The sequence below is a fragment of the Burkholderia sp. HI2761 genome (genome assembly GCF_002223355.1).
Lineage (GTDB): Bacteria > Pseudomonadota > Gammaproteobacteria > Burkholderiales > Burkholderiaceae > Burkholderia.
Map to the genome: position 1 here is coordinate 116280 of NZ_NKFN01000003.1, position 23209 is coordinate 139488.

At 62.0% G+C, this 23209-nt stretch carries 20 protein-coding genes and 1 pseudogene; 18 read left to right on the forward strand and 3 right to left on the reverse strand.

Annotation, left to right across the window (positions count from 1 at the left end; all coding sequences use genetic code 11):
* Nucleotides 1–19 precede the first annotated feature (19 nt).
* From tssI to CFB46_RS06105, 11 genes and pseudogenes are all read left to right on the forward strand, one after another.
* Nucleotides 20–3199 carry a type VI secretion system Vgr family protein gene (tssI, locus tag CFB46_RS06055; protein ID WP_089499506.1) on the forward strand — a complete coding sequence of 1060 codons (3180 nt, stop codon included), beginning with the start codon at nucleotides 20–22 and terminating at the stop codon, nucleotides 3197–3199.
* 57 nt (nucleotides 3200–3256) lie between these two features.
* Nucleotides 3257–7837, forward strand: coding sequence for an RHS repeat-associated core domain-containing protein (locus tag CFB46_RS06060; protein ID WP_089499507.1), 4581 nt, complete (start codon nucleotides 3257–3259; stop codon nucleotides 7835–7837).
* Between the two features lie 2 nt (nucleotides 7838–7839).
* Complete coding sequence (locus CFB46_RS06065; RefSeq protein ID WP_089499508.1) at nucleotides 7840–8169, forward strand: hypothetical protein; 330 nt, start codon at nucleotides 7840–7842, stop codon at nucleotides 8167–8169.
* A gap of 755 nt (nucleotides 8170–8924) precedes the next feature.
* Nucleotides 8925–9266, forward strand: coding sequence for a hypothetical protein (locus CFB46_RS06075; protein WP_143751590.1), 342 nt, complete (start codon nucleotides 8925–8927; stop codon nucleotides 9264–9266).
* Between the two features lie 74 nt (nucleotides 9267–9340).
* A pseudogene (locus tag CFB46_RS06080) lies at nucleotides 9341–10252 on the forward strand (RHS repeat-associated core domain-containing protein); the annotation flags it as partial.
* 391 nt (nucleotides 10253–10643) lie between these two features.
* Nucleotides 10644–11060 carry a hypothetical protein gene (locus tag CFB46_RS35120; RefSeq protein WP_143751591.1) on the forward strand — a complete coding sequence of 139 codons (417 nt, stop codon included), beginning with the start codon at nucleotides 10644–10646 and terminating at the stop codon, nucleotides 11058–11060.
* A gap of 49 nt (nucleotides 11061–11109) precedes the next feature.
* A complete protein-coding gene (locus CFB46_RS06085; RefSeq protein ID WP_143751592.1) occupies nucleotides 11110–11448 on the forward strand; it encodes a hypothetical protein in 339 nt (112 codons plus the stop codon).
* A complete protein-coding gene (locus CFB46_RS06090) occupies nucleotides 11445–11711 on the forward strand; it encodes a hypothetical protein (RefSeq protein ID WP_089499512.1) in 267 nt (88 codons plus the stop codon). Before CFB46_RS06085 ends, CFB46_RS06090 begins: the two co-directional genes overlap by 4 nt.
* A 262-nt stretch (nucleotides 11712–11973) precedes the next feature.
* The gene (locus CFB46_RS06095) at nucleotides 11974–12291 is read left to right on the forward strand and encodes a DUF7716 domain-containing protein (RefSeq protein ID WP_089499513.1); all 318 of its coding nucleotides are present in this window, start codon (nucleotides 11974–11976) and stop codon (nucleotides 12289–12291) included.
* Between the two features lie 14 nt (nucleotides 12292–12305).
* Nucleotides 12306–12710 (forward strand): Imm1 family immunity protein, encoded by a 405-nt coding sequence (locus CFB46_RS06100; RefSeq protein WP_089499514.1) that lies wholly within the window; start codon nucleotides 12306–12308, stop codon nucleotides 12708–12710.
* Nucleotides 12711–12738: 28 nt separating this feature from the next.
* A complete protein-coding gene (locus CFB46_RS06105; protein ID WP_089499562.1) occupies nucleotides 12739–13074 on the forward strand; it encodes an immunity protein Imm33 domain-containing protein in 336 nt (111 codons plus the stop codon).
* A 117-nt stretch (nucleotides 13075–13191) separates the two neighbouring features.
* Here the strand turns inward: CFB46_RS06105 and icmH are convergent, their stop codons facing one another.
* The 3 genes from icmH to tssJ all read right to left on the reverse strand — a co-directional run bounded on the left by icmH (nucleotide 13192) and on the right by tssJ (nucleotide 16031).
* Nucleotides 13192–13974, reverse strand: a complete 783-nt coding sequence (gene icmH, locus CFB46_RS06110) for a type IVB secretion system protein IcmH/DotU (protein ID WP_089499515.1) — start codon at nucleotides 13972–13974, stop codon at nucleotides 13192–13194.
* Nucleotides 13971–15317: a type VI secretion system baseplate subunit TssK gene (gene tssK, locus CFB46_RS06115; protein WP_027783374.1), complete on the reverse strand. Its 1347-nt coding sequence runs from the start codon at nucleotides 15315–15317 to the stop codon at nucleotides 13971–13973. Before tssK ends, icmH begins: the two co-directional genes overlap by 4 nt.
* 102 nt (nucleotides 15318–15419) lie before the next feature.
* On the reverse strand, nucleotides 15420–16031 hold the full coding sequence (tssJ, locus tag CFB46_RS06120) for a type VI secretion system lipoprotein TssJ (protein ID WP_089499516.1): 612 nt from the start codon (nucleotides 16029–16031) through the stop codon (nucleotides 15420–15422).
* A 373-nt stretch (nucleotides 16032–16404) separates the two neighbouring features.
* Here tssJ and CFB46_RS06125 point away from each other — a divergent pair, with 373 nt between their 5' ends.
* The 7 genes from CFB46_RS06125 to tssG all read left to right on the forward strand — a co-directional run bounded on the left by CFB46_RS06125 (nucleotide 16405) and on the right by tssG (nucleotide 23198).
* A complete protein-coding gene (locus CFB46_RS06125) occupies nucleotides 16405–17031 on the forward strand; it encodes a tetratricopeptide repeat protein (RefSeq protein WP_027783376.1) in 627 nt (208 codons plus the stop codon).
* A gap of 46 nt (nucleotides 17032–17077) precedes the next feature.
* Complete coding sequence (gene tssB, locus CFB46_RS06130; RefSeq protein WP_027783377.1) at nucleotides 17078–17593, forward strand: type VI secretion system contractile sheath small subunit; 516 nt, start codon at nucleotides 17078–17080, stop codon at nucleotides 17591–17593.
* Between the two features lie 15 nt (nucleotides 17594–17608).
* Nucleotides 17609–19099: a type VI secretion system contractile sheath large subunit gene (gene tssC / locus CFB46_RS06135; RefSeq protein ID WP_027783378.1), complete on the forward strand. Its 1491-nt coding sequence runs from the start codon at nucleotides 17609–17611 to the stop codon at nucleotides 19097–19099.
* A gap of 70 nt (nucleotides 19100–19169) precedes the next feature.
* Nucleotides 19170–19673: an Hcp family type VI secretion system effector gene (locus CFB46_RS06140; protein ID WP_006477093.1), complete on the forward strand. Its 504-nt coding sequence runs from the start codon at nucleotides 19170–19172 to the stop codon at nucleotides 19671–19673.
* Between the two features lie 63 nt (nucleotides 19674–19736).
* Nucleotides 19737–20222 carry a type VI secretion system baseplate subunit TssE gene (tssE, locus tag CFB46_RS06145; RefSeq protein WP_027783379.1) on the forward strand — a complete coding sequence of 162 codons (486 nt, stop codon included), beginning with the start codon at nucleotides 19737–19739 and terminating at the stop codon, nucleotides 20220–20222.
* Between the two features lie 76 nt (nucleotides 20223–20298).
* Nucleotides 20299–22134 (forward strand): type VI secretion system baseplate subunit TssF, encoded by a 1836-nt coding sequence (gene tssF, locus CFB46_RS06150; protein WP_089499517.1) that lies wholly within the window; start codon nucleotides 20299–20301, stop codon nucleotides 22132–22134.
* Complete coding sequence (gene tssG / locus CFB46_RS06155) at nucleotides 22098–23198, forward strand: type VI secretion system baseplate subunit TssG (protein ID WP_027783381.1); 1101 nt, start codon at nucleotides 22098–22100, stop codon at nucleotides 23196–23198. Before tssF ends, tssG begins: the two co-directional genes overlap by 37 nt.
* Nucleotides 23199–23209 lie beyond the last annotated feature (11 nt).

Sequence of the window (23209 nt, forward strand, 5' to 3'; positions counted from 1 at the left end):
AGAAGAAAAGGCCGTAGTCATGAACATGCAGAACACAATTGCCGCGTTGCGCGGCGGGTTGCTTCAGCAGGACCGGCTGCTGAAGCTCGATACGCCGTTAGGGGCCAACGTGCTTACCGTGCAGCGCGCGGTCGGCCGTTCGCGCATCGGACGCTCGTACGAGTTCACGCTCGACGTGCTGTCGACCGATAGCGATCTGGAACTTAAAAAGCTGATCGCGCAGCCCGTTACGTTGTGGATCCAGCAGGCCGATCGCAGCTATCGGCCGATCAACGGCTACGTGCATACCGCGCGCCGGCTCGGCGCCGACGGCGGCCTTACGACCTATCAGCTCGCGTTCGCCGATTTCACCCATTTCCTGAAGTTCCGCCGCGATCAGCGGCTCTGGAACGACACGACCGTCGACCAGATCATCAGCGACGTGCTGAACAAGCATCCGCAGGCGCAGGGCCATTTCCGCTTCGCGCTGTCGAAGCCGCTGCCGAACCGTTCGTACACGCGCCAGCACGATACCGACTGGCATTTCGTGCATCGGCTGATGGAGAACGAAGGGCTCTACTGCGCATGGCAGCAGGCCGACGACGGCAAATCGCATACGCTCGTCATCACCGACAATCTGCAGGCGTTCGCGCCGCTGTCGCCGGAGGCCGTGCGCTTCTATCACGGCGGCGCGGCGAGCGAAGCCGACGCGTTCACGCAATGGTCAGGTACGCGTACGCTGCAGAGCGTGACGCGCACGACGCGCACGTTCGACTACAAGAATCCTTCGCAGCCGTCGAACCCGAAAGGCACGTCGCTGCCGACGATGGGCGGCCAGGGCGACTTGCCCGACCAGCTCGAGGTCTACGAGTACACGGGCGCCTATACGTATCTGGACCAGACGCGCGGCGACCATCTGACGAAGGTCAAGATGGAGGAATGGGAATCGCAGGCAAAGCGCTTCCATGGCGCGGGTGGCGTGCGCGCCATCGATGCGGGCAGACGCTTCACGCTGGTCGACCATCCCGAGCACGATCGCGACCCCGACGATCAGCGCGAGTTCGCCGCGATCGAGGTGGCGTGGTGGATCGAGAACAACCTGCCCGTCGCGAGCGACAGCGCGGACTTTCCGTACAGCCTGCGCGAGGCATTGACGCAGGCGCAGGAAGGCTACGGTGCCGATCCTGCGTTTCGCGTGCCGCACGAGGATGGCTCGACCGGCTTCTATCTCGTCGAAGTGGAAGCGCAACGCGCGAGCGTGCCGTATCGCAGCCCGTTCGAGCATCACAAGCCGGAGATGCATCTCGAGACGGCGATCGTCGTCGGGCCGCAAGGTGAAGAGGTCTATACGGATGACCTCAACCGAATTCGCGTGCAGTTCGTGTGGGACCGCCTGAACCCGGGCAACGAGAACGCGTCGTGCTGGGTGCGCGTCGTGCAGTCGGATACGGGGAGCGGCTATGGCGGCGTGCACATGCCGCGCATCGGCGAGGAAGTGCTGATCGACTACGTCGGCGGCGACTGCGATCGGCCGCTGGCGGTCGGCCGCGTGTACAACGGCGCGAACCAGCCGCAGTGGCATACCGACGGGATCCTGTCCGGATATCGATCGAAAGAGTATTCGGGTAGCGGCTACAACCAGCTCGTGATGGACGACGCGACCGGGCAGAACCGCGTGCAACTGATGAGCAGCAGCGCGAACAGCCTGTTGCATCTCGGCTACATCATCGACCAGAGCGGCAATTCGCGCGGCTCGTATCTCGGCAGCGGCTTCGACCTGCGCTCGGATGCGTACGGCGCGGTGCGGGCGAGCCAGGGCCTGTACGTCACGACCCATCCGAAGGCGGCGAACAGCCAGCCGCTCGACGTGAAGGAGGCGCAGCAGCAGCTCGTGACGGGCGAGAGCCTGGTCGAGGCGATGTCGGGCGTGAGCGAGCAGCATCAGGCGGAAAGTCTCAAGGAAGCGCACGACACGATGCGCGCGTTCAACGATGCGACGCAGGACAGCGCGTCCGGCAACGCGTCCGGCGGACGTACGGCGGGCGGCGGCACCGGCAGCGCGAACGCGTTCAAGGAACCCGTGATGCTGTTCGGCAGCCCGTCGGGAATCGGGATGTCGACGCAGCAGTCGCTGCACGTGGTCGCGAACGATCATGTGAACGTCGCGAGCGGGCAGAGCGTGCATGTTGCGGCGGGCAAGTCGCTGATCGGCAGCATCGGGCAGAAGCTGAGCCTGTTCGTGCAGAACGCGGGGATGAAGCTGTTCGCGGGCAAAGGCAAGGTGGAGATCCAGGCGCAGTCGGACAACGTTGAAGTGACCGCGCAGAAGGCGGTGAAGGTCGTGTCGGCGACGGACCGGATCGAAATCGCCGCCGATCAGGGGATCTTGCTGACGAGCGGCGGCGGGTACATCCGCATTCAAGGCGGGAACATCGAAATTCATACGCCGGGTGCGGTGGATGTGAAGGGCGCGTCGCACACGTTCGCGGGACCGGCGAGCATGGGGTATCCGCTGCCGAGCCCGCGGCCGGATCAGCCGGGGCAACTGGAGTTGTTTCACAAGTACGTGAACGGCGAGGCGGTGAAGGGCGGGTTGTTCACGGTGAAAGACGTGAACGGTGCGGTGCTGAAGAAAGGCGCGCTCGACAACAGCGGCTATACGGTTGTGAGCGGGTTGCCGCCCGGCGCGGTGCGCGTCGAGTTCGGAAAGGACCCGCGCGAGTCGGATCAGCCGGCGAACTATTTCAAACAGGCGAAGTGGCCGGCGGAGCCGGTCACGTCCGCGCCCGAGGAAGCACAGGCTGCGGCGACGGGGCAGCTTGCGAGCCAGTTGCAAGGGATCGCGCCTGCTGCTTCGACCGCTGCGATGGGACTTGTGAGCGGCGGTGGTGCGGGCGCAGCGCTGGGCGGGTTGGCGAGTTCCGCATTGCCGGCTGCGGCAAGTGCGCTGGGTGGTGCGGGCGTGGCGTCCGCGTTGCAGACGGCCTCGAGCCTGAGCGGTGCGGCGAAGCAGGTGGCCGGGATGGTGCAGGCTGCACGGCAAGGCGGGCTCGCGGCGCTGGCTGCGCCGGCGGCGAACGCGGCATCCGGGGCGCTGCAGGGCGCGCTGCCGGGTGTTGCCGGAATCGCCGGCAAGGGCGCGACGACTGTGGCATCGGCAGCCGGTGCGACCGGCATGAAGCTGCCGACGAGCGGGTTCGGTGGACCGCTGAAATCCTGAGAGGGCGGCGCATCAGCCGTCAAGCACAACTAAATCGCGATTCGAACGAAGAACAACATGGCACAACAACTTCCACCGGGCGCAGAGAAGGAACAGGCCGTTACCTGGCTCAGCGATGTTTCCGCCAAGGACGTCGCCGCGGTCGGCAACCGCTTCGACGCGTGGTTGCGCCGGATCAGCGGCAACCACATCACGTTCGAGGATGTGAAGACGTTTGCCGGCGCGGTGCCGATCGTCGGCAACATCATGGCGATGGTCGACGCGCTTGGCGATATTGCCGAAATCGTCGAGAAGCGCGGCGGCCAGGTGCTCGACTACATGAGCCTCGCGATCAACCTGCTTGGCATCATTCCGATTCCGCCGACGCTCGCGCCGTTCCGAATGTCGGCGCGTCCGCTGCTCGCGCTCGTTCGTCACGAATTGCTGATGACGCGCAACAATCTCGGCGCGGCGATCATCTCCGTGCTGGTCACGCATATCAACGCGACCTGCGCGACCGAGATCGAGGATTTTCTCAACAAGCTGAAGGCCGGCCTCGTCGAGCTGCTCGATGGATGCGCGTCGAAATCCGAGGAGCTCATGATCGCGCTGGCGACCGGCATGGACAAGGCGCTGCACGGGCAGCTCTTCGATGCCAACGCCAATCTGAAGCGCCAGCAACAGCTCGCGAAGAAGATGGCGGACGACCGGCCGTGGTACAGCCCGAGTCGGGTCGGTGACGGCATCCAGTTCGCGTACGAGGGCACCAAGGCGCTCGGAAAGGAGGTCGTCAACAAGACGGCGGGCACGATGGCGAAGCTCGCCCCGGATGCGTGGCTCGAGCCGTTTCGCGGCACGGTGACGTTCCTTCGGACCGAGGCGCCGAAGATCGCGACATCGATCCGTTCGCTCGCCGGTAGCGAAGAAGGCAAGATGATGTGGTTGGTCTTGCAACTGATCGAGGCCGTTGCGCGCGTCAAGGCGCGCGCGAAACTCCATGAGCAGAGCGCGGACGTCAAGGCGGGCGGGACGAGCCAGGCGAAGAAGACGCGGGGGCAGGAAGGGCTGGAGAAAGTCGGCGGGCAAGCCCCGGCCGAAGGGCCTGGGAAGAGCGCGTGCAAGGCGTGCGGGCTCGGCGCGTCGCCGGCATCCATCGATTTCGCATTCGGTGACGAGACGTTCTCGCACGTGGATTTCGACTTGCCGGGCGCGCTGCCGCTCGTTTGGGAGCGCACGTATCGCTCCCGGCTGTCCGCGTATGACAACGGCGAGCTGGGTGCGCGATGGATCACGCCCTATACGACGCGGATCGACATCAAGAATGGTCAATGGATCTATCGCGATGCGGAGGGGCGCAGCATCGACTATCCGGCGCTCGCGGCCGGCGCGGTGCACGACGACCTGTCGGAGAACCTGACGCTGTCACGGCTCGACGATACGTGGGTGACGATCGCATACGGCCACGTAGCGCTGCACGTGTACGAGCGCCGGGGCGACGCGTTCCGGCTCGCGATGCAGAAGGATCGCGCCGGGAACACGATCACGTTGGACTACGATGCGCTCGATCGCCTTGCGCGCCTGATCGATTCGAGCGGCAATGTACTTGCGTTCGAGCATGACAAGTATGGCCGGATCGTGCAGATCGAGCAGGTGCTCAAGGACGGCGAGCGCCGCACGCTGGCGAGCTACGAATACGATACAGACGGCGATCTCGTGCGCGCGGTCGATCGTCATGGCAATGCACGGACGTACCAATATCGCCGCCACCTTGTGACGCGCTATACCGATCGCACGGGCCGCGGGATGACGCTCGAATGGGATGGCGCGGATGCCGAAGACAATGCCGATGCGAAGTGCATCCGCGAATATGCGGATGACGGCAGCCTCGATCTCCGACTCGCGTGGAATCCGAATATCCGTCTGACCTACGTGACCGACGCGCTCGGCCAGATGACGCGGTACTACTTCAACATTCACGGCTACGTGTACCGGATCGTGTATCCGGACGGTAACCAGGAGTGGTTCCGGCGCGATGCCCATCACAATCTGTTGCTGCATATCCGGCAGGACGGCAGTATCGAACGGCGGGAATACGACGCGCGCGGCAATCTGGTTCAGCACGAGCGGGCGGATGGCAGCATCGTCGAGATGGCGTACGACGACAAGGATCAGATGATCCGGCTCGTCGATCCGAACGGCCATGTCTGGCAGCGCAAGTACGACGATGCGGGCAACCTCGTCGAGGAAGTCGATCCGCTCCAGCACTCGACGAAGTACGTCTACAACGACAAGGGATTGCCGACGCAGATCATCGATGCGAAGGGCGGCTCGAAAGCGCTCGAATACAACGATGCAGGGCAATTCACGAGTTACACGGATTGTTCCGGAAAGAAGACGGAGTGGCGCTACGACGATATCGGCCGCGTGATCGAGACAAAGGACGCGGCTGGTGGCGTTGTTGCTTATGGCTATGGTCCGAACGGTCAATTGACGGAGGTTCGCTCGCCGGCTGGTGTCGAGCAGGTGCAATACGATGCCGAAGGACGCTTGTTGCGGCATACCGATCAACTCAACCGCTCGACGCGATACGGCTACGACGCAGCGGGCCGTATCGCGAACCGCGCCGACGCGCTCGGGCAGACGATTGCGTATCGCTACGATCGTCTCGGTCGCCTGACTGCGCTGACCGATGCGAACTTCGCGACGTACCAGTTCCACTACGATCCGGCAGGGCGGTTGATCGAGGAAGTTGGTTTCGACGGCAAGTCGACGCGTTACGAGTACGACAAGGAAAGCGGCAGCCTCGTTTCGATTGACGAAGCGGGGTGCGTGACGTCGATTGACGTCGATGCGAATGGCCGTCTGATGAAGCGCGCCGCGGGGGAAAGCGAGGAACGGTTTGCTTACGATCCGAGCGGCAGGTTGATCGACGCTGTGAACCGATACAGCCGCGTGCAGTTCTTCTTCGATCCGGCCGGCAATCTCGTGCGCGAACATCACGCCTACGATCTGTTCGGCGAACGGCGCAGCTACGTCTGGCATCACGAATACGACGAACTCGGTAACCGGCGACGTACCGTGCGGCCAGACGGTCATGCGGTCGACTGGTTGATGTACGGCTCGGGGCATGTGCACGGGATGCTGCTCGATGGCGAGGAGCGTGTGCAGTTCGAACGCGATGACCTTCATCGGGAGACGGTACGCGTGCTGTCGAGCAAGGTCGGGCAGCGCACCCACTACGATCCGGCCGGACGCGTGCTGCAGCAGACGATCCAGAGATCGACGTCGCCGGCGCCGCTTGCCGAGCGGCGGTATCGCTATGACGCGGCGGGGCAATTGTCGCGGATCGAGGACAGCCGCAAGGGCGGGACCGACTATCGATACGATCCGGTCGGGCGATTGATCGAAGCGATCAGCCCGGTCGCGAAGGAGCGGTTTGCGTTCGATCCGGCGAGCAACATCATCGATCCGGTGCGGTCCGCGGAGGCACCTGCGTCCCGTCCGAGCCCCGTGCGGCCGGAAAGTACGTTGCCGGCCGAGGTGCCGAAGGTGCTGGGCAACCTGCTGAAGGCGTATGCGGGGATGCACTTCGAGTACGACGCGCGCGGGAATCTGGTGCGCAAGCGTACGCCGGCGGGCGAGCAGGAATATGAGTGGGATGAGTTCAATCGCTTGCTGGCGGCGCGGGTTGCGGAGACGTCGCGGCAGAGCGAGGCGCGGTATTTTTACGACGCGTTCGGCCGTCGGATCGCCAAGGAGGTGAACGGCGAGCGTACGGTGTTCGGATGGGATGGTGACACGCTGGCGTATGAGAGCGACGGCGAGCGCGGGGCGCACTATATCTACGAGCCGGGGACGTTTGTGCCGCTGGCGCAGTATGTGGCGGGGCCGGTAGTAGGGATCGAGACGCCGGAATGGAAGAGCACGGACCGCTATGTGCCGGAGGAAGATCCGCTGCAGAAGGTGCCGGAGCGGCGGGGCGATGCGGCGGTGTTCTATTACCACTGCGATCAGATCGGTACGCCTCAGTTGCTGACGGACGACGATGGCGATGTGGTCTGGGAAGCGTCGCACAAGGCGTGGGGTGAAGCGCGGGAGGTGATTGCGCGGGCGTCGAAGGCGGCGGGGATTGTGCCCAGGAACCAGTTGCGGTTTCAGGGACAGCAGGTTGATGAGGAGACGGGGCTCGCTTATAACCGCCACAGGTACTACGATCCAAGTTCGGGGCGCTTCGTATCGAACGATCCAATCGGTCTAGCCGGTGGCATCAACGTCTTCCAGTACGCGCCGAATCCAATTACTTGGATTGATCCGCTTGGGCTGACTGGCACGTTCCCCTCGAATCCAGATGATATGACCAAAGTCCTGGGTGTCGATCCTAAGATTGGCGCGACGCCGGATGGAACGCCTCGATATACGTGGTTCCCCAACAGCAACACACGTATTCGTTATGAAAGCCATCCAGAAGGGTTGTGTCCATGTTCGCGGGGCTTTAATCCACGTCATCATGGCGCGCATTACCATGTTGAAACTAAGCCAGATGGTCTAAGCTGGGGCCAAGCCGCGCGTCGTGGAGCTATAAGCAAATCAAAACCGGATGGTTATACGCCAGGAAGTGGCACTGGCTTTACTCCGGGAGAAAATTTTCCGGGAGGGTAAAAGTGAAAAGTAGCGAAATTCTTGTCGCGGATGGTCAGATCGAAGCATTCGCTTACCGGGGGAGCAGCCTGGCCGTCTCAGTTAAAACTGACTACGAAGCCTTTGATGTGATCTTCCATAGGGTCCTTGGGATGAAGGCATTTTCACCAGAGGGGCAGGATTTATCTCATTTGGCGGAAAGTTCCGCGAGTTCATTTCTCTCAGAAGTATGCATCGCGGTGGAGGAGCCGGTCGGTGGGTTCAGAGAGTTCAGTTTTATTTGCGCCTGGACCGACGAACCATTATTAACCGTCATTGCCGACGACGTTCAGGTTCGCAAAATGATGCTGTAGCAAGGGAATTGCCCGTGCTGCAACCGTCCTCTGCCGCCTCCGTTTGGAGTTGGTTGTAGCGAGAATGCGGGCGGAGGCGAAACTCAGCATCTGGTGGCCCAAGATCTTTACGGCGCTGTTCCTGAGGACCAGCGTTCTCCATTTACTCATGGTTATTGTGGGGAACCCGATGTACTTGGTTAAATTGCCGCAGGAAATAATGTCAAGTCAGATGATGGGTTGAAAGGCATTGCTCAAGGCGCAAAATCAACAACTATTTGAAATTATGGAGATCATTTGAAATTCTGTCCCTCTTGTGCTCAAGTGATGCGGAAATTGGGAGTGTGTGACGGAGTGAAGGAGTGAAGGAGTGAATGATAATCGGGAATAAGTGAGATCGAGTCGCTTGAGGTGAATGCGCTAGAAAAGGATGTTTCATTCGGCAAATTCAAGAATCATTACACAAATTTTCTGTTTGATCTCGCTCGCTTCTGTTGCGATCCGTGTGGTAGGTCTCGTCGGTCAAGCCTGAGAGATATTCGTCAAGGCACTACATCTGTATGGCAACCAAAAGAATCCCGATTTTCCCGTTGATCGTGATGTCTTTGATATTGATCGAAAACAATACTGGCACGATCGGGCGGCAGAGGCGAACACCATCAAAAAATGGAGGATGCAATCAGTGATTCCGTCAGCAGTCGAGCGGTATCTGGCTAGATCTACTGGCGACATCGCTAGGAGGAATCCGAAAACAGCCATGAGGACACTTCAGAACCTTGGCATTGCTCCAGATACTGATTTTAGACAGTTCTATCTCAAGTATCAGGGGGGGCTTTATAAGCCCGCGGCTTGTTGCGGAGTTGCTTGATATCGAGGGGGCATCTATTCCCGCAATCCCGGATCAGACGGAGTATGTTAGGGATCGGTACGGTATTCAAGGAAAGTATTTGGCTTTAACATCGGATGAAAGCGGGGGGATGTACCTGTACGACAAGGGTGATAGCGTCGTCTACGATATTGATATTTTGGTGCTAAATGATTTTATAAAAAGAAAGGTCCCGGCCCGCTGGGCTACGTTTAACGACTTCTTGACTTGGTATTTTGAGTCGTCGGTGTAGGAAAAAGGCCGCGCGAGCTGCCCTTGGCGCTATTGGACAGCGAAATTGTTGCCGCACGGCCGGTCTCACTTTGATTGATAAGGTCAGCTGAAGCGCGTCGCGAGGAGCGGTTTGCCTACGATCGGAGCGGCAGATTGATAGACGCGAACCGGTACAGCCGCGTGCAGTTCTTCTTCGATCCGGTCGGCAATCTCGTGCGTGAACATCACGTCTACGATCTGTTCGGCGACCGGCACAGCTACGTATGGCATCACGAATACCACGCACGCGGGAATCTGGTGCGCAAGCGTACGCCTGCGGGCGAGCAGGAATACGAATGGGATGACTTCAATCGCTTGCTGTCTGCGCGCGTTGCCGAGACGGTGCGACAGAGTCAGGCGCGGTATTTCTATGACGCGTTCGGTCGGCGTATTGCGAAGGAGGTGAACGGCGAGCGGACGGTGTTCGGGTGGGATGGTGACACGCTGGCGTACGAGAGCGACGGCGAGCGCGGCACGCACTATCTCTACGAGCCGGGGACGTTCGTGCCGCTGGCGCAGTATGTGGCGGGGCCGGTCGAAGGAATCGTGACGCCGGAGTGGAAGAGTACCGACCGCTATGTGCCGGAGGAGGATCCGCTGCAGAGGGTGCCGGAGCGGCGGGGCGATGCGGCGGTGTTCTATTACCACTGCGATCAGATCGGTACGCCTCAGTTGCTGACAGACAACGACGGAGACGTCGTGTGGGAAGCGTCGTACAAGGCGTGGGGTGAAGCGCGGGAGGTGATTGCGCGGGCGTCGAAGGCGGCGGGGATCGTGGCAAAGAATCCGCTGCGGTTCCAAGGGCAGCACTTTGATGACGAAACGGGACTGCACTATAACCGAAATCGATACTATGATCCGATATTCGGGAGGTTCGTCTCCAAAGATCCAATCGGATTGGCTGGCGGCATTAATGTATATCAATATGCACCAAATGGTACCGAATGGGTCGACCCTTTAGGCTTAGCTGGAAATCGCGCGAACCGTCGCGCAGGTAGTATTTTGCAAGATATCGACGCAAAAGGCGGCGGGCATGCGTATTCTCGTCATGGCGCAGGGACAACCCTGACTCAGCAAGAACATCGTGCGATGACGGGAATTCCGCCCGACTGCCCGTGTCCTAAGCGTCCTCGACCGACTCGACGCGGTTTGTGAGTAATGTTGGCCAATTGGGATGCTATTCAACGCGGCACAGCAAAAATGAATGCGAGCGGGGAAAATTCTGTAACGTTCGATATGGGCAGAGCTGTAGGCGAAGGCTATCGAAAAGGAGGTGGGGCAGTAGTAGTACGTCAGAGGTTACTGTTGTTCGTCGAGATGGAAATATTGTCACGGCATTTCCTAAGCTGCCATCGTTATGAAGAAAGTCATTAATTTTAGCTATATTGGGCCATTATATTATTATCTCTATTCTATGAGGGATGATGAATTGGATGATTTTTATATTAATGATGAAAATCATCTAGGTAGATTGTTTGCGGAAATGAAAGCGAGATTTGACAGGTTTGGGCCGATCTCTCGATCCAAAGTTTTGGATGTCTTGGAGTATGTGTTGGCGTCTCATTCGTGTGAGGCTAATTGGAGAGGGTTGTTGCCTCAGGAAATTCCTTTGGATGAGGTGGAGGATAAGGAGCGATTTGTGCATGACCTTTTTGTTGCTCTGGCTGGGAGAGAGCCGAATGCAGATTTTGATCTGAGAGACGTTGAGGTGAATAATTATGTTGGACCGATGGGGTCGATACGAAAATATAGAGCAAAATTTTGCCGCTCTTGATTGGAATATTTAACAGATATGTCTCATCGTGGCAGTATGAGTGTTTGTGGTGAAAGTCGGAGTTGTTTTTGAACATGGATCGGAGTCGGACTCGAGGATACGGACGGGGCGGGGATTTGATATCGAAGCTGACAAGGCGGCATTCAACGTGCTGACGTGGAATGTCATGGTTCAGGTTGTGCGCACCAAGGTTGCGCCGATGTTAAAGGATGCGGCAGCTTATCCGTACAACCAGCAAGTCGATGGCAGGCCTGCGCAGTACACGAAAGCGAATTACGAGCCGATCATGCTGAACGTCAAACACCCTACGCCCGCGTCCCGCTACTCGCTCACGACTTTCAAGGTCGACCGAGTATTCACTACCAGCCTTGATTATCCGTACCGGTGACGATCCACTACGCTTCTCTCGACGCCGCGTTTCAGGTCCACCCGACCAAGATCGCGGATTGGGGATATACCCCTTGTCGAGAAACGGATCTGACTGCATGGGGTGTCATGTTTTTCGACGATATCGAAGACCCCGGAACCTGTAGGCGCGCTGCGTTTTCCGGGAAGCTTGGCCGTTTGATCATGTTGACCATTCACGGTGCTTCGATGCAAGGAACAGTCCTGTTTGCGTCCGACCGGCGGATCGATTCCGCGCCGCGTTGACGTAATACGGTGGCTGACGAGTTCGTGCACTGGATCGATGCGTTTGACATTGTGTATTTTGGACAACCGATATAGCCGGTATAGGCTCGTCAAACGGTCGATCCGACCGCGCTTTCGATCGACCTGCAGCGCGCCCCCCACCCGCCTGCAGCTGCAACGGAAGCCTGCCGATCATGCCCGCGTGAAATTGGCATAATCACGGCCTGCCGCGAAGTTATCGCGGCCGAATCAACGCAATCCTCCGGATACCACCGCATTCCCCATGTCGATCGCCTCCCCGACCCAAGTACCGCTGCAACATATTCTCGAACGCCCTGGCGATTTCTCGGGGAGGCTGTATTTGCCGCCGATGCCGTGGGCGCTCGACACCGAGGGGGCGTTTTTTGAAGATGCTGATGACGCGGAAGCAGACGTTGCGCTTGCCATGGCGGCCCAGCCTGGCTGGAAAGTCACACTGGACAGCGCGACGATCGAGCACATCGTGATCAACGCACACGATCAGGTCGACGAGCCAAGCGTCGCACAATTGCTCGACGCGTTTGTCTTCTACGTCGAGAACGACGCATTTATCTTGTTCTGACAACACGCCGGCGAATGCGAACAACGAAAGTGATCGAGCAAACAACCGTCGGCAACCGTTCGCACGTGACGGAAGCCCCGTGCGACGACTCCGCGCAAGCGATCACGGCCGTCGAACGACTGAACGGTCGCGATCGCTCGACCGTCGCCTTCGACGCTAGCGACGCAACGGTGATGACGATTGGCGGTGGCCGCGACGGCCGATACGTCGTCTTTATCGCATCGGAGATCGACGCCGCGTTGCTGAACCTGACGACACCCGAAGCACCGGCAGACGAAACGATCGAACTCGTGGCAGGCGGCCAGCGAGGCAGCTATCCGGCGCGGCAGTGCGTCGACCGTACAACGGCGACGCAGGCGGCAGCCTATTTCGTATCCACTGGCGGCGCCGATCCACGGTTATGCTGGCAACCCGGCTGATTCGCTGCGCGACAGGAAGGAAATGAACATGGCAGCTGATGCGGCAGCATTGCGCGCGCAACAGGAAGCGATTTGCGCACGCTACGGCCTGCACGCGGCCGAGCCCGAGGAGATGGTCGCCGTCGCGATGTCGACGCTCGGGCGCATGCCCGTCTACGGCACGCGCATCGCGCTGTCCGAAGGCGAGAACGTCGGCTGGTTTTTCCATTGCGGCGAATACTCGGACGCCGCCGATTTCTATCAGCCGTTGCATGCCGCACACCTGTCGACCTACCTGCCATCGGTTCTGCCATATCTGCGATTACCGGCCGGCGCACGCTTCATCACCGACGATGCCGGCTATGAAGATGTCTGGACGGCGTGACGTATCGGTACGCGATCGATCTTTGCAGCAGTCCAGAGGAAGCGGGGGGCAGAAACGAAAAAGGACCGCCGCGCGATCCTTTTTTCATGAAGCGGCATTCGAAAAAACGCGCGCCTGTTACGGCAACGAAATCGTCAAATTAGCCGACTCCGGCCCGACCTTGATCACCTGCGAATACGGCGCCAACGTCTGCAGCGTCTTGTCCTTCAGATAGGTGTTGAGCCCGAGATACCCGAGCAGCGCAACGAGCGCGAACACGGTCCCGATTGCCCAGACCGGCACCTCCCGCTTCAACCGATGCGCGATCTGATCCGGCAGCGGCCAATGCGGAGCAAACGCAGCGCGCTTGCCCTTCATATGCGCGATCTCGTCGCCGAGCCGCGCGGTGAGATAAGCGAGCTTCTCCGGCCCCTCGAGCAGATACTTGCCCTGGAACCCGAGCAGCAGGCACATATGAAACACCTCGAGCGACTGCAGCCGGGCCGCACCCTGCGCACGGCCTTCCTCGAGATACTGAAAGAACTTCTCGCCCGCGAGCTGCTCGCCGAACAGCACGAGCTGCAGCGGCCGGCGTTCCCAGTCGGCCCGGATCTTGAACTGCGACGACAGCACCATCTCGTCGATGGCCGCGCAGAACGCGAACTTCGCGCCGTACACGTCCTCGGCGGCGATATTCAGCTTCTTCGCGCCGCGCTCGAAATCCGACAGGAATTCCTGGATCCGCGTGCTGAACTCGCTGGCGCTGTCCGGCTCCCGCCCGTTCTTGAGCAGGAACAGCATGAAGAACCCGTCGTACAGCAAATCGAGCAGCGAGCGGGCCTGGAACGCGGCGTCCGTGGACGCCGGGCTATGCATTGGCGGCGGCACGTTGTCGCCGAACAGGGAAGGCGCGTAACTCATGATGTGACCGCGATCAGTTCGAATTTCAGGTCATTGATGCCAGTCGGCGCGTAGATCATCGCGGACTGGGCCTGCAGCATGCGCTCGTACAGCGGGCTGCGCGAATCGAGCGCGAAGTAGCACGCGCCGGGGCGCACCGGAATCGCGGGCGGCACTTGCGGCGTGTACGACAGCCGCACGCCGGGCATGGCCGACAGCACGAGCTTGTCGACGTCGTCGGGCGCGCCGACCTTGAAGCGGGCCGGCACCGCGTCGACGAGCTCGACGCTCGGCATGTCCGCCGACACCGCGAGGTAGAACTCGGTCTTGTCGTCGATCTTGCCGGAATCGAGGCGGCCGAGGTGGAACGACGGGCGCACCTCGTCGAGCGTGATCGCGAAATAGCGCGTCGAGATCACGGTGTCGAGCAATTCGCGCAGCATCAGGTCGAGGCGCGCGAAGCTCGGGCCCGGATCGTCGTGGCGGTACACGGGCAGGTCGGCGAGCGTATAGCCCTTCGAGAAGGTCATCAACTGGCCCGCGAGGCGCAGCAGTTCCTGGAACAGCCGCTCCGGATGCAGCGCCGCGTGCTGGTGCAGGTGCGCGAGCGTCGCGAACGCGGCGTTCGCGGTGTGCAGCAGCCAGAACGACGCGATGTCGCCGGAACGGAATTCGATGATGTTCTTCGACGGCTCGCGGTGGAAGCCGTACAGCGCGTTCACCTTCGCCTGCAGCGCGTCGACCAGTTGGCGCAGCCGCTGGTGCAGGATCGGCGACGCTTCGATCGCGAGGCACGGCGGCACGAAGTTGTCGTCGATCTCGAAACCGGACGTCGCGGTGCGGCGCACGCGCACGAGCGGCACGGACAGCAGCTGGTCGCGCGGCTCGCTGTGCGCGATCAGCTTGACCTGCGTCTTCAGGAACGTGATGTCGGCTTCGGCGGCGTCGGTGAAGTTGTCGGCGACGCTGGTCTGCTCGCTGACGAACCGCGTCATGAAGCCGGCGGCCGGATCGTCGCTGTAGTTGGTGCCGTTCTCGCGCAGCGGGTGCAGCGCGAGATAGAACACGAATTCGTTGATGCCGTCGGGCAACGTATCCAGCGCGATCGGCGGCGGCAGGTCGTCGGCCTGCGGCGCGGCATACAGCGCGCCGTCCGGAAACACGAGCGCGAGCTCGGCCACCCGCAGCACGTTGCTGCCGAGCGCGTCGCGATCGATGCGCACCGAGCGCACGCCCCAGTTGTACGGCTGGATCGCCTGGATGGACTCGAACAGGCGCGCCTCGTGGTACGCGTCCTGCCGCTGAAAGTGTTGAGGCCGGAGGAACAGCCCTTCCCCCCACAGCACCTTGGCCGAATAACTCATGTCAAATCCGGTTAATGTGGCGTTGCGACGTAATCGATTTGTTCGTGCCCGAATTAAATCGCCGAGTGTTAATTCTTGTTAATTGACATTCGTGCGTCATGTTTAACCGCAGGTCACCGAAGAAAGCATATTCAGCGGTTGCGAAGGCGCACCCTGTTGCGGGGCGATGACCGTGCCGTCGGTGACCGTCATCGCGCAATTATGCAGGCCGATGATTATGCCGGATTTCTCCGACTTCACCGGATCGAACGTCAGTTTCCATCGTTGCAGTGCGGGATCGCGGAACAGCGCGACGATGCCGAATGCCTGCGCTTCGCGCGACACTTTCTCGGTCGCCGTATAGCGCTGGCCCGGAATCAGCGTGATTTCGCGCACGTTCAGCAAATCGGCGCCGAGTGCGGCTTTTTCCTTGGTCGGATCGGTAAATGCATCGAACGGCGCTTGCTGGAACGAGGTCGGGTCCTTCAGCGCATAGAGCCGGACGACGAGCGCGAGCGGCTTGTGGTCGGTCGCGGCATTCAGGTTCGGCGCGGCGGCGAGCGTGAGCCCGATGTTGCGCGGCGGCTTCTGCGCGTCGGGCACCTCGGGCTTGCCGATGCCGGCCGCGGACATCACGGCGCTCGCGGCCGAGCCGAGCAGCGGGGCGGCCGCGCATCCGGCCAGAAGGGCGCAGGCAACCAGCGGCAGCGCGTAGCGAATCATGGACGATCTCATCGTTTTTCCGGCGTGCCGCCTTTATCCCTGTCAAAACTGCCGGGTTTTGCCGCGTTCGCCGCGTATCCCCGACACTGCACCATTCAACTATTAAGCACGCTCGCGCCAGGCAAGCGTTCGGAAATTTTTTCCGCTATCCGGGCGGCGCGTCGTGCGGCCAGTAAAACTTGCGCATTCCGGTCGAAAGAAAAAACCGCCGCGAGCCCGTGGCGAGAGGCCATTCGAGGGGGTAGCGCCCGGTTTTAAAAGGAATTACTCTTCACACGACGATTGAATTATGAAAAATTGATCGGTACTATACCCGCGCGCATCTTGCAAAGCAAAAGAACCAGATTCTCAACGATTTAAAACTCACGCGCCGGTGGATATAACGATGAAAGACCGTCTGTTCGCAAAACTGTCTGGGGTAGTGGTGGCTTGTGGCGTGATCGCCGGCTGTGCGAGCCAGCCTCCCGCGCCGCCGACTGCGGAAGTGTTCAACAAGTCGCTGGCCGATGCGGACGCCGTCGCGAAGGCGGGGGACCAGGACAAGGCGCTCGGCCTGTACCAGCAGCTCGCGAAGTCGGATCCGACGCGCGAGGAACCGTGGTCGCGCATCGCGCAAATCCAGTTCGCACAAAATCACTACGGCCAGGCGATCGTCGCCGCTCAGGAAGCGCTGCAGCGCGACGCGACCGACCGTCAGGCGAAGAGCGTGCTGGCCGTCGCCGGCCTGCGGATCGCGACGCAGTCGCTCGGCGAGCTGCGCCAGGATGCGTCGCTCGCGGGCGACGCGAAGTCCGACGCGCAGGCGCTCGCGAAGCAACTGCGCGACACGCTCGGCGAATCGGCGCTGTTCCCGCCGGAAACGAAGACCGTGAAAACGCGCACGCCGCGCCGCGTCGTCCATCGTCCGAAGGGCGGTGCCGCACCGGCCGCCGAGGCGGCTGCGTCGACCACGCCGACGCAGCCCCCGGCGCAAAAGGGCAGCGCGGATCCGTTCGGCGCGCTGCGCAACTGAAACCGCAACTGACGCGATAACCACAACTAACCTGGGAGCCGTCGAGATGGCCAAGAAAGAAAGCATTCAGAAAAGCTTGCAGAAAATACGGCCGCCGCGCGTCCAGCTGACCTACGAGGTCGAGAAGGGCGATGCGATCGAGGTGAAGGAGCTGCCGTTCGTCGTCGGGGTCGTCGGCGATCTGGCGGGTCAGTCCGAAATCGAGCAGCCGAAGCTGCGCGACCGCAAGTTCGTCAACATCGACCGCGACAATTTCGACGACGTGATGAAGGCGATCGAGCCGCGTGCCGCGTTCCAGGTGGAAAACCGCCTGAGCCCGGAAGGCGGCAAGTTCGCGGTCGACCTAAAGTTTCGCTCGCTGTCGGATTTCAGCCCGGACGAAGTCGTCGAACAGGTCGAGCCGCTGCGCCGCCTGCTCGAGGCGCGCTCGAAGCTCGCCGACCTGCGCAACAAGCTTGCCGGCAACGACAAGCTCGAGGATCTGCTGTCCGAGGTGCTGAAGAACACGCAGCAGTTGCAGGAGCTCGCGAAGGGCACCGGCAGCGACAAAGACGGCGAATGACGACGGAGTGTTGAGATGAACCAGCAAACGGCTGCGGCCCAAGCGAGCGGCGCGGAATACGCCGCCGGGACTTCGTTGCTCGACGACATCGTCGAGAAGAGCAAGGTCGCGAAATCCGATTCCGAGCATGCGCGCGCGAAGGACCTGATCGGCGAACTCGTGCACCAGGTGCTCGACGGCACGGTGATCGTGTCGGACAACCTGTCGGCCACGATCGACGCGCGCGTCGCGGAACTCGACCGCCTGATTTCCACGCAGCTTTCCGCCGTGATGCACGCGCCGGAATTCCAGCGTCTCGAAAGCACGTGGCGCGGGATGGACTATCTGGTCAAGGAAAGCAACACGGGCCAGACGATCAAGATCAAGGCGCTGCACGCACCGAAGCGCGACCTCGTGCGCGATTTCAAGGGCGCGAGCGAATTCGACCAGAGCGCGCTGTTCAAGAAGGTCTACGAAGAGGAATTCGGCACGTTCGGCGGCTCGCCGTTCGGTGCGCTGATCGGCGATTACGAGATCTCGCGCCAGCCGGAAGACATGTACTTCATCGAACAGATGTCGCACGTCGCGGCGGCCGCGCACGCGCCGTTCATCGCGTCGGCGTCGCCGGAACTGCTCGGCCTCGAGTCGTTCTCCGACCTCGGCAAGCCGCGCGACCTCGGCAAGGTGTTCGACACCGTCGAATACGCGAAGTGGAAGTCGTTCCGCGACGCCGAGGATTCGCGCTACGTCGGCCTGACGCTGCCGCGCTTCCTCGGCCGCCTGCCGTTCAATCCGAAGGACGGCCAGACCGCGGAGAACTTCACCTTCGTCGAGGAAGTCGACGGCACCGATCACGACAAGTACCTGTGGTGCAACGCGGCATGGGCCTTTGCGGCACGCCTGACGGCCGCGTTCGACGACTTCGGCTGGTGCGCGGCGATCCGCGGCGTCGAAGGCGGCGGCCTCGTCGAGGACCTTCCGACCCACACGTTCAAGACCGACGACGGTGAAGTCGCGCTGAAGTGCCCGACCGAAATCGCGATCACCGATCGCCGCGAGAAGGAACTGAGCGACCTCGGCTTCATCCCGCTCGTCCATTGCAAGAACTCAGATTACGCCGCGTTCTTCGCTGCGCAGTCGGTGCAGAAGCCGAAGAAATACAGCACCGACAGCGCGAATGCAAACGCCGTCCTGTCCGCCCAGCTTCAGTACATCTTCTCGGTATCGCGCGTCGCGCATTACCTGAAGGCGATGATGCGGGACAAGATCGGCAGCTTCGCATCGGCGCAGAACGTGGAGACTTTCCTCAACCGGTGGATTTCGCAGTACGTCCTGCTCGACGACAACGCCTCGCAGGAACAGAAAGCGCAATTCCCGCTGCGCGAGGCATCCATACAAGTGTCGGAGATTCCGGGCAAGCCGGGCTCGTATCGTTCGGTCGCGTTCCTGCGCCCGCACTTTCAGCTCGACGAGCTCTCGATTTCTCTGCGACTTGTCGCTGATCTGCCCAAACCGGCAAATTCATAAGCGAGTAAATCGCCCGGGCGGGCCGCCTGGGTAGGACGTTAAAACCACCTCTTTGGGGAGTCGAAGGGCCATGTTACATATGCACTTGCAGTTTGGTAGTCCCGCGGTGAAAGGCGAGTCCGCGGACAAAGACCATCAGGGCTGGATCGAACTGAAATCGTGGGATCACTCGATCGTTCAGCCGCGTTCGGCAACCGCATCGACCGCTGGCGGTCACACGATGACGCGTTGCGAGCACGGCGACATGATCTTCACGAAGGAAATCGATTCGTCGAGCCCGCTGCTGTATCAGCACGCTTCGGGCGGTACCACGTTTGACGAAGTGACGGTCCATTTCTCGCGCGCCGACGGTGAAGGCAAGCGCGTGCAGTATCTGGAAGTCAAGCTCAAGTACGTGATCATCTCGAGCATCGCCCCGAGCGTTCGCGAGGAAGGTCTGCCGCTCGAGACGTTCTCGCTGAAGTACGCAGCCGTGCAGTGGAAGCAAACCCAGCAGAAGATCGGCGGCAACCAGGGCGGCAACACGCAAGGCGCCTGGAGCCTGACGAAGAACGACAAGACCTACGCGGTCTAAGGTCGGTTGCGGCAACGGGGCGCGTCGCGTCCCGTTGCCGTTTTGCTCTGTGCACTCCGACCGATGAAACGATTCGAACCCAGTTTTCTCGACAAGCTGTTCGACGACGAACCGCATCTGCCGGCAACGGCCGCGATGCGGCAATTGTCGCTGGACGAGCTCAAGAACACGGTCGCCCGCGACGTCGAGGCGATCCTCAACACCCGTATCGCGCACACCGAGAACGAGCTGGCCGCGTTGCCGGAATGCCAGAAATCGGTGCTGACCTACGGGCTGAACGATTTTGCGGGGCTCAGCCTCGCGAGCCACTACGACCGCGCGTTCATCTGCAAGTCGATCCAGCAGGCCATCGCGCGCCACGAGCCGCGCCTGCAGCAGGTGCAGGTGACGTTCGAGCTGAACGAGCAGGCGACCAACGCGCTCTACTTCGCGATCCAGGCGTTGCTCGTCGTGCATCCGGCCGAGGAGCCGGTGAGTTTCGACGCGATGCTGCAACCGTCGACGCTGCAATACTCGGTCACGCGCGCACGCGCGGCACGAATGCAGTAAATCAAGCCGCCGAGCGGGCCGGACCGCCCGGTGGTCAATCAGGTCCGGCATGAAATATTGAGGTTCGGGGTCGTCGATGGAAGAATTGCTGCCGTATTACGAACGCGAATTATCGTTTTTGCGGCGCTATTCGCGAGATTTCGCCGAACGCTATCCGAAGATCGCCGCGCGCCTCGCGCTGTCGGGCGAGCATTGCGAGGACCCGCACGTCGAGCGGATGATCGAGTCGTTCGCGCTGCTCGGCGCGCGCATCAACAAGAAGCTCGACGACGACTACCCCGAATTCACCGAAGCGCTGCTGGAAGTGCTGTATCCGCACTACCTGCGGCCGTTCCCGTCGTGCTCGATCGCGCAGTTCACGCCGGCTTCCCCCGGCCAGCAGACCGAACCGGTCGTGATCGATCGCGGCACCGAGCTGAAGAGCCGCCCGATCCGCGGCGTGCAGTGCCGGTTCCGCACCGCCTACGACGTGACGCTCGCGCCGATCCGCATCTCGGAGGCGCGCTATACGCCGGTCGCGCTCGCGCCGAGCGCGACGGTGCTGCCGTCGAACGCGACGGGCGTGATCTCGATCACGTTCGAATCGCTCGCCGCGCAGCTCGATCTCGGCGCGCTGAAGCTGTCGACGCTGCGCGCGCACCTGCACGGCGAGCAGTCGTTCGTCGCCGCGCTGACCGACTGCCTGTTCGTCAACGTGCTCGGCGCGTACGTCGAGCCCGAGCGTAACGGCCGCTGGACCGCGCTGCGCAAGCTGCCGATCGCGCAGGCCGGCTTCGCCGAGGACGACGCGCTGATCGACTATCCGGCGAAATCGCATCCCGCGTACCGGCTGCTCACCGAATACTTCGCGTTCCCCGACAAGTTCGATTTCGTCGACTTCGACCTCGCGGCGATCGCACGCGCATCGGGCCGCTGCCAGCGCGCGACGCTGCACCTCGTGCTGCAGGACGTGCGCAGCGATTCGCACGTCGCGCGCCTGCTCGAACTGCTGACGGCGAGCCATTTCCGGCTGTTCTGCACGCCGATCGTCAACCTGTTCCGCCAGCACGGCGAGCCGATCCGCATCACGCACCGCGCGGTGTCGTATCCGGTGATCGCCGAGGCGCGGCGCGCGTTCGCGTACGAGGTGTACTCGATCGACTCGGTGAAGCTCGTCCGGCAGCAGGCGCACGAGGAATCGGTGATCGAGTTCCGGCCGTTCTATTCGCTGCATCACGGCGAATCGGCGCGGATCGGGCATTACTGGTTCGCGCGCCGCAACGACTGGGTCGCCCAGAAAAGCCCCGGCTACGAAACCGAGATCTCGATCGTCGACATCGACTTCGAGCCGACGTCGCCGCAGACCGACACGCTGAGCCTCGACCTGACCTGCACGAACCGCGACCTGCCGGCGATGCTGGCGTTCGGTCTCGAGGGCGGCGACCTGTTCCAGGAAGGCGGCGCGCAGACGAGCGGCGTCTCGCTGCTGCGTCGCCCGACGCAAAGCGTGCGCTTCGAGCGCGGTCGCGCCGCGCACTGGCGGCTCGTGTCGCACCTCGCGCTCAACCACGTGTCGCTCGTCGCGCACGGCCTCGCGCCGCTGAAGGAAATGCTGACGCTGTACGACCTGCGACGCACGGCCGTGTCGATGCGCCAGATCGACGGCCTGGCCGGCGTCGAGCAGCGCGGCGCCGTGCAGTGGCTGCCCGGCAAGCCGTTCGCGACGTTCGTGCGCGGCATCGAGATCCGGCTGACGATCGACGAGGAACACTTCGTCGGCGCGAGCCTCGCGTCGTTCGTGCGCGTGCTCGACAGCTTCTTCGGGCTGTACGTCCACCTCAACAGTTTCGTTCAATTGGTCGCCGTGTCGAAGCGCACCGGCGAGGAGATCATTCGATGCAAGCCCCGAACCGGCGAATCGATCCTGGCGTAGTCGACGCGCTGCTCGACGAACCGCATCGCTTCGAGTTCTTCCAGGCGGTGCGCGTGCTCGAAGGGCTGTTCGCGCGGCAGGCGTCGGATGCGCCGGGCGCGTGGCGGCAGGGCGACGTGGTCGCGCAGCGCATCGCATTCCGCAACACGCTATCGCTCGGCTTCCCGCCGAGCGAGATCGAGGGCGCGCGCTCGTTCGACGACGGCGGCATGCCGCTGAACTCCGGCGAGCAGCGCGGCGCCGCGCTGGCCGCCGGCGAGCTCGGACGCGTCGAGCTGACGCCGGCGTTCTTCGGGCTGCTCGGCGGGCAGGGCGCGCTGCCCCTGCACTACACCGAGCAGATCGTCGCGCGCGAGCACCTGAGGCGCGACCATGCGGCGCGCGCGTTCTTCGACGTGTTCTCGAATCGCGCGACCGCGCTGTTCTACGCGGCGTGGAAGAAGTACCGGCTGCCGTTCCATTACGAACTCGACCGCGACGAGCGCTACCTGCCGCTGCTGCTCGCGATCGCCGGCGTGCCGAGCGACGAGGTGCGCGACAGTCTCGCCGCCGGCCCGGGCGGCGTGCTCGACGAGGCCGTGGCCGGCTACGCGCTCGCCGCGCGGCACCGGCCGATGTCGGCCGCGTACCTGCAGCGCACGCTGTCCGATTATTTCCGCGTGCCGGTGAAGATCGACCAGTTCGTCGGCAAGTGGTACGACGTGCCGCCCGATCAACTGAGCGTGCTGGGCGAAGTCAACGCGGTGCTCGGCGCGACGGCGCTCGTTGGCGAACGCGTGTGGCAGCGCGACATGCGCGCGCGGATCGTCGTCGGCCCGCTGTCCAAGCGCGATTACGAGGCATTCCTGCCCGGCGGCGCGCACGCCGTCGCGCTCGAGCGGATGCTGACGCTGCTCGCCGGCGTCACGCTCGAGTACGAGGTGAAGCTCGTGCTCAAGCGCACGGAAGTCGGCGCGAGCGTGCTCGGTGCGGGCTCGCGGCTCGGCTGGGATGCGTTCCTGTGCACGCGCGATGCGCTCGAGGACCGCTCGGACGCCCGCTACGAACTGCACGTGATTCACTGACCCTGACAACA

What these genes read in the sequence shown, in the direction of transcription:
- tssJ (WP_089499516.1), bottom strand. Translation starts at nt 16,031, where the DNA reads ATGAGATCGTCCATGATTCGCTACGCGCTGCCGCTGGTTGCCTGCGCC.
- CFB46_RS06100 (WP_089499514.1), top strand. Translation starts at nt 12,306, where the DNA reads ATGCGAACAACGAAAGTGATCGAGCAAACAACCGTCGGCAACCGTTCG.
- tssE (WP_027783379.1), top strand. Translation starts at nt 19,737, where the DNA reads ATGAAACGATTCGAACCCAGTTTTCTCGACAAGCTGTTCGACGACGAA.
- tssG (WP_027783381.1), top strand. Translation starts at nt 22,098, where the DNA reads ATGCAAGCCCCGAACCGGCGAATCGATCCTGGCGTAGTCGACGCGCTG.
- tssI (WP_089499506.1), top strand. Translation starts at nt 20, where the DNA reads ATGAACATGCAGAACACAATTGCCGCGTTGCGCGGCGGGTTGCTTCAG.
- tssB (WP_027783377.1), top strand. Translation starts at nt 17,078, where the DNA reads ATGGCCAAGAAAGAAAGCATTCAGAAAAGCTTGCAGAAAATACGGCCG.
- tssK (WP_027783374.1), bottom strand. Translation starts at nt 15,317, where the DNA reads ATGAGTTATTCGGCCAAGGTGCTGTGGGGGGAAGGGCTGTTCCTCCGG.
- CFB46_RS06105 (WP_089499562.1), top strand. Translation starts at nt 12,739, where the DNA reads ATGGCAGCTGATGCGGCAGCATTGCGCGCGCAACAGGAAGCGATTTGC.
- tssC (WP_027783378.1), top strand. Translation starts at nt 17,609, where the DNA reads ATGAACCAGCAAACGGCTGCGGCCCAAGCGAGCGGCGCGGAATACGCC.
- CFB46_RS06140 (WP_006477093.1), top strand. Translation starts at nt 19,170, where the DNA reads ATGTTACATATGCACTTGCAGTTTGGTAGTCCCGCGGTGAAAGGCGAG.
- icmH (WP_089499515.1), bottom strand. Translation starts at nt 13,974, where the DNA reads ATGAGTTACGCGCCTTCCCTGTTCGGCGACAACGTGCCGCCGCCAATG.
- CFB46_RS35120 (WP_143751591.1), top strand. Translation starts at nt 10,644, where the DNA reads ATGAAGAAAGTCATTAATTTTAGCTATATTGGGCCATTATATTATTAT.
- tssF (WP_089499517.1), top strand. Translation starts at nt 20,299, where the DNA reads ATGGAAGAATTGCTGCCGTATTACGAACGCGAATTATCGTTTTTGCGG.
- CFB46_RS06125 (WP_027783376.1), top strand. Translation starts at nt 16,405, where the DNA reads ATGAAAGACCGTCTGTTCGCAAAACTGTCTGGGGTAGTGGTGGCTTGT.
- CFB46_RS06060 (WP_089499507.1), top strand. Translation starts at nt 3,257, where the DNA reads ATGGCACAACAACTTCCACCGGGCGCAGAGAAGGAACAGGCCGTTACC.
- CFB46_RS06095 (WP_089499513.1), top strand. Translation starts at nt 11,974, where the DNA reads ATGTCGATCGCCTCCCCGACCCAAGTACCGCTGCAACATATTCTCGAA.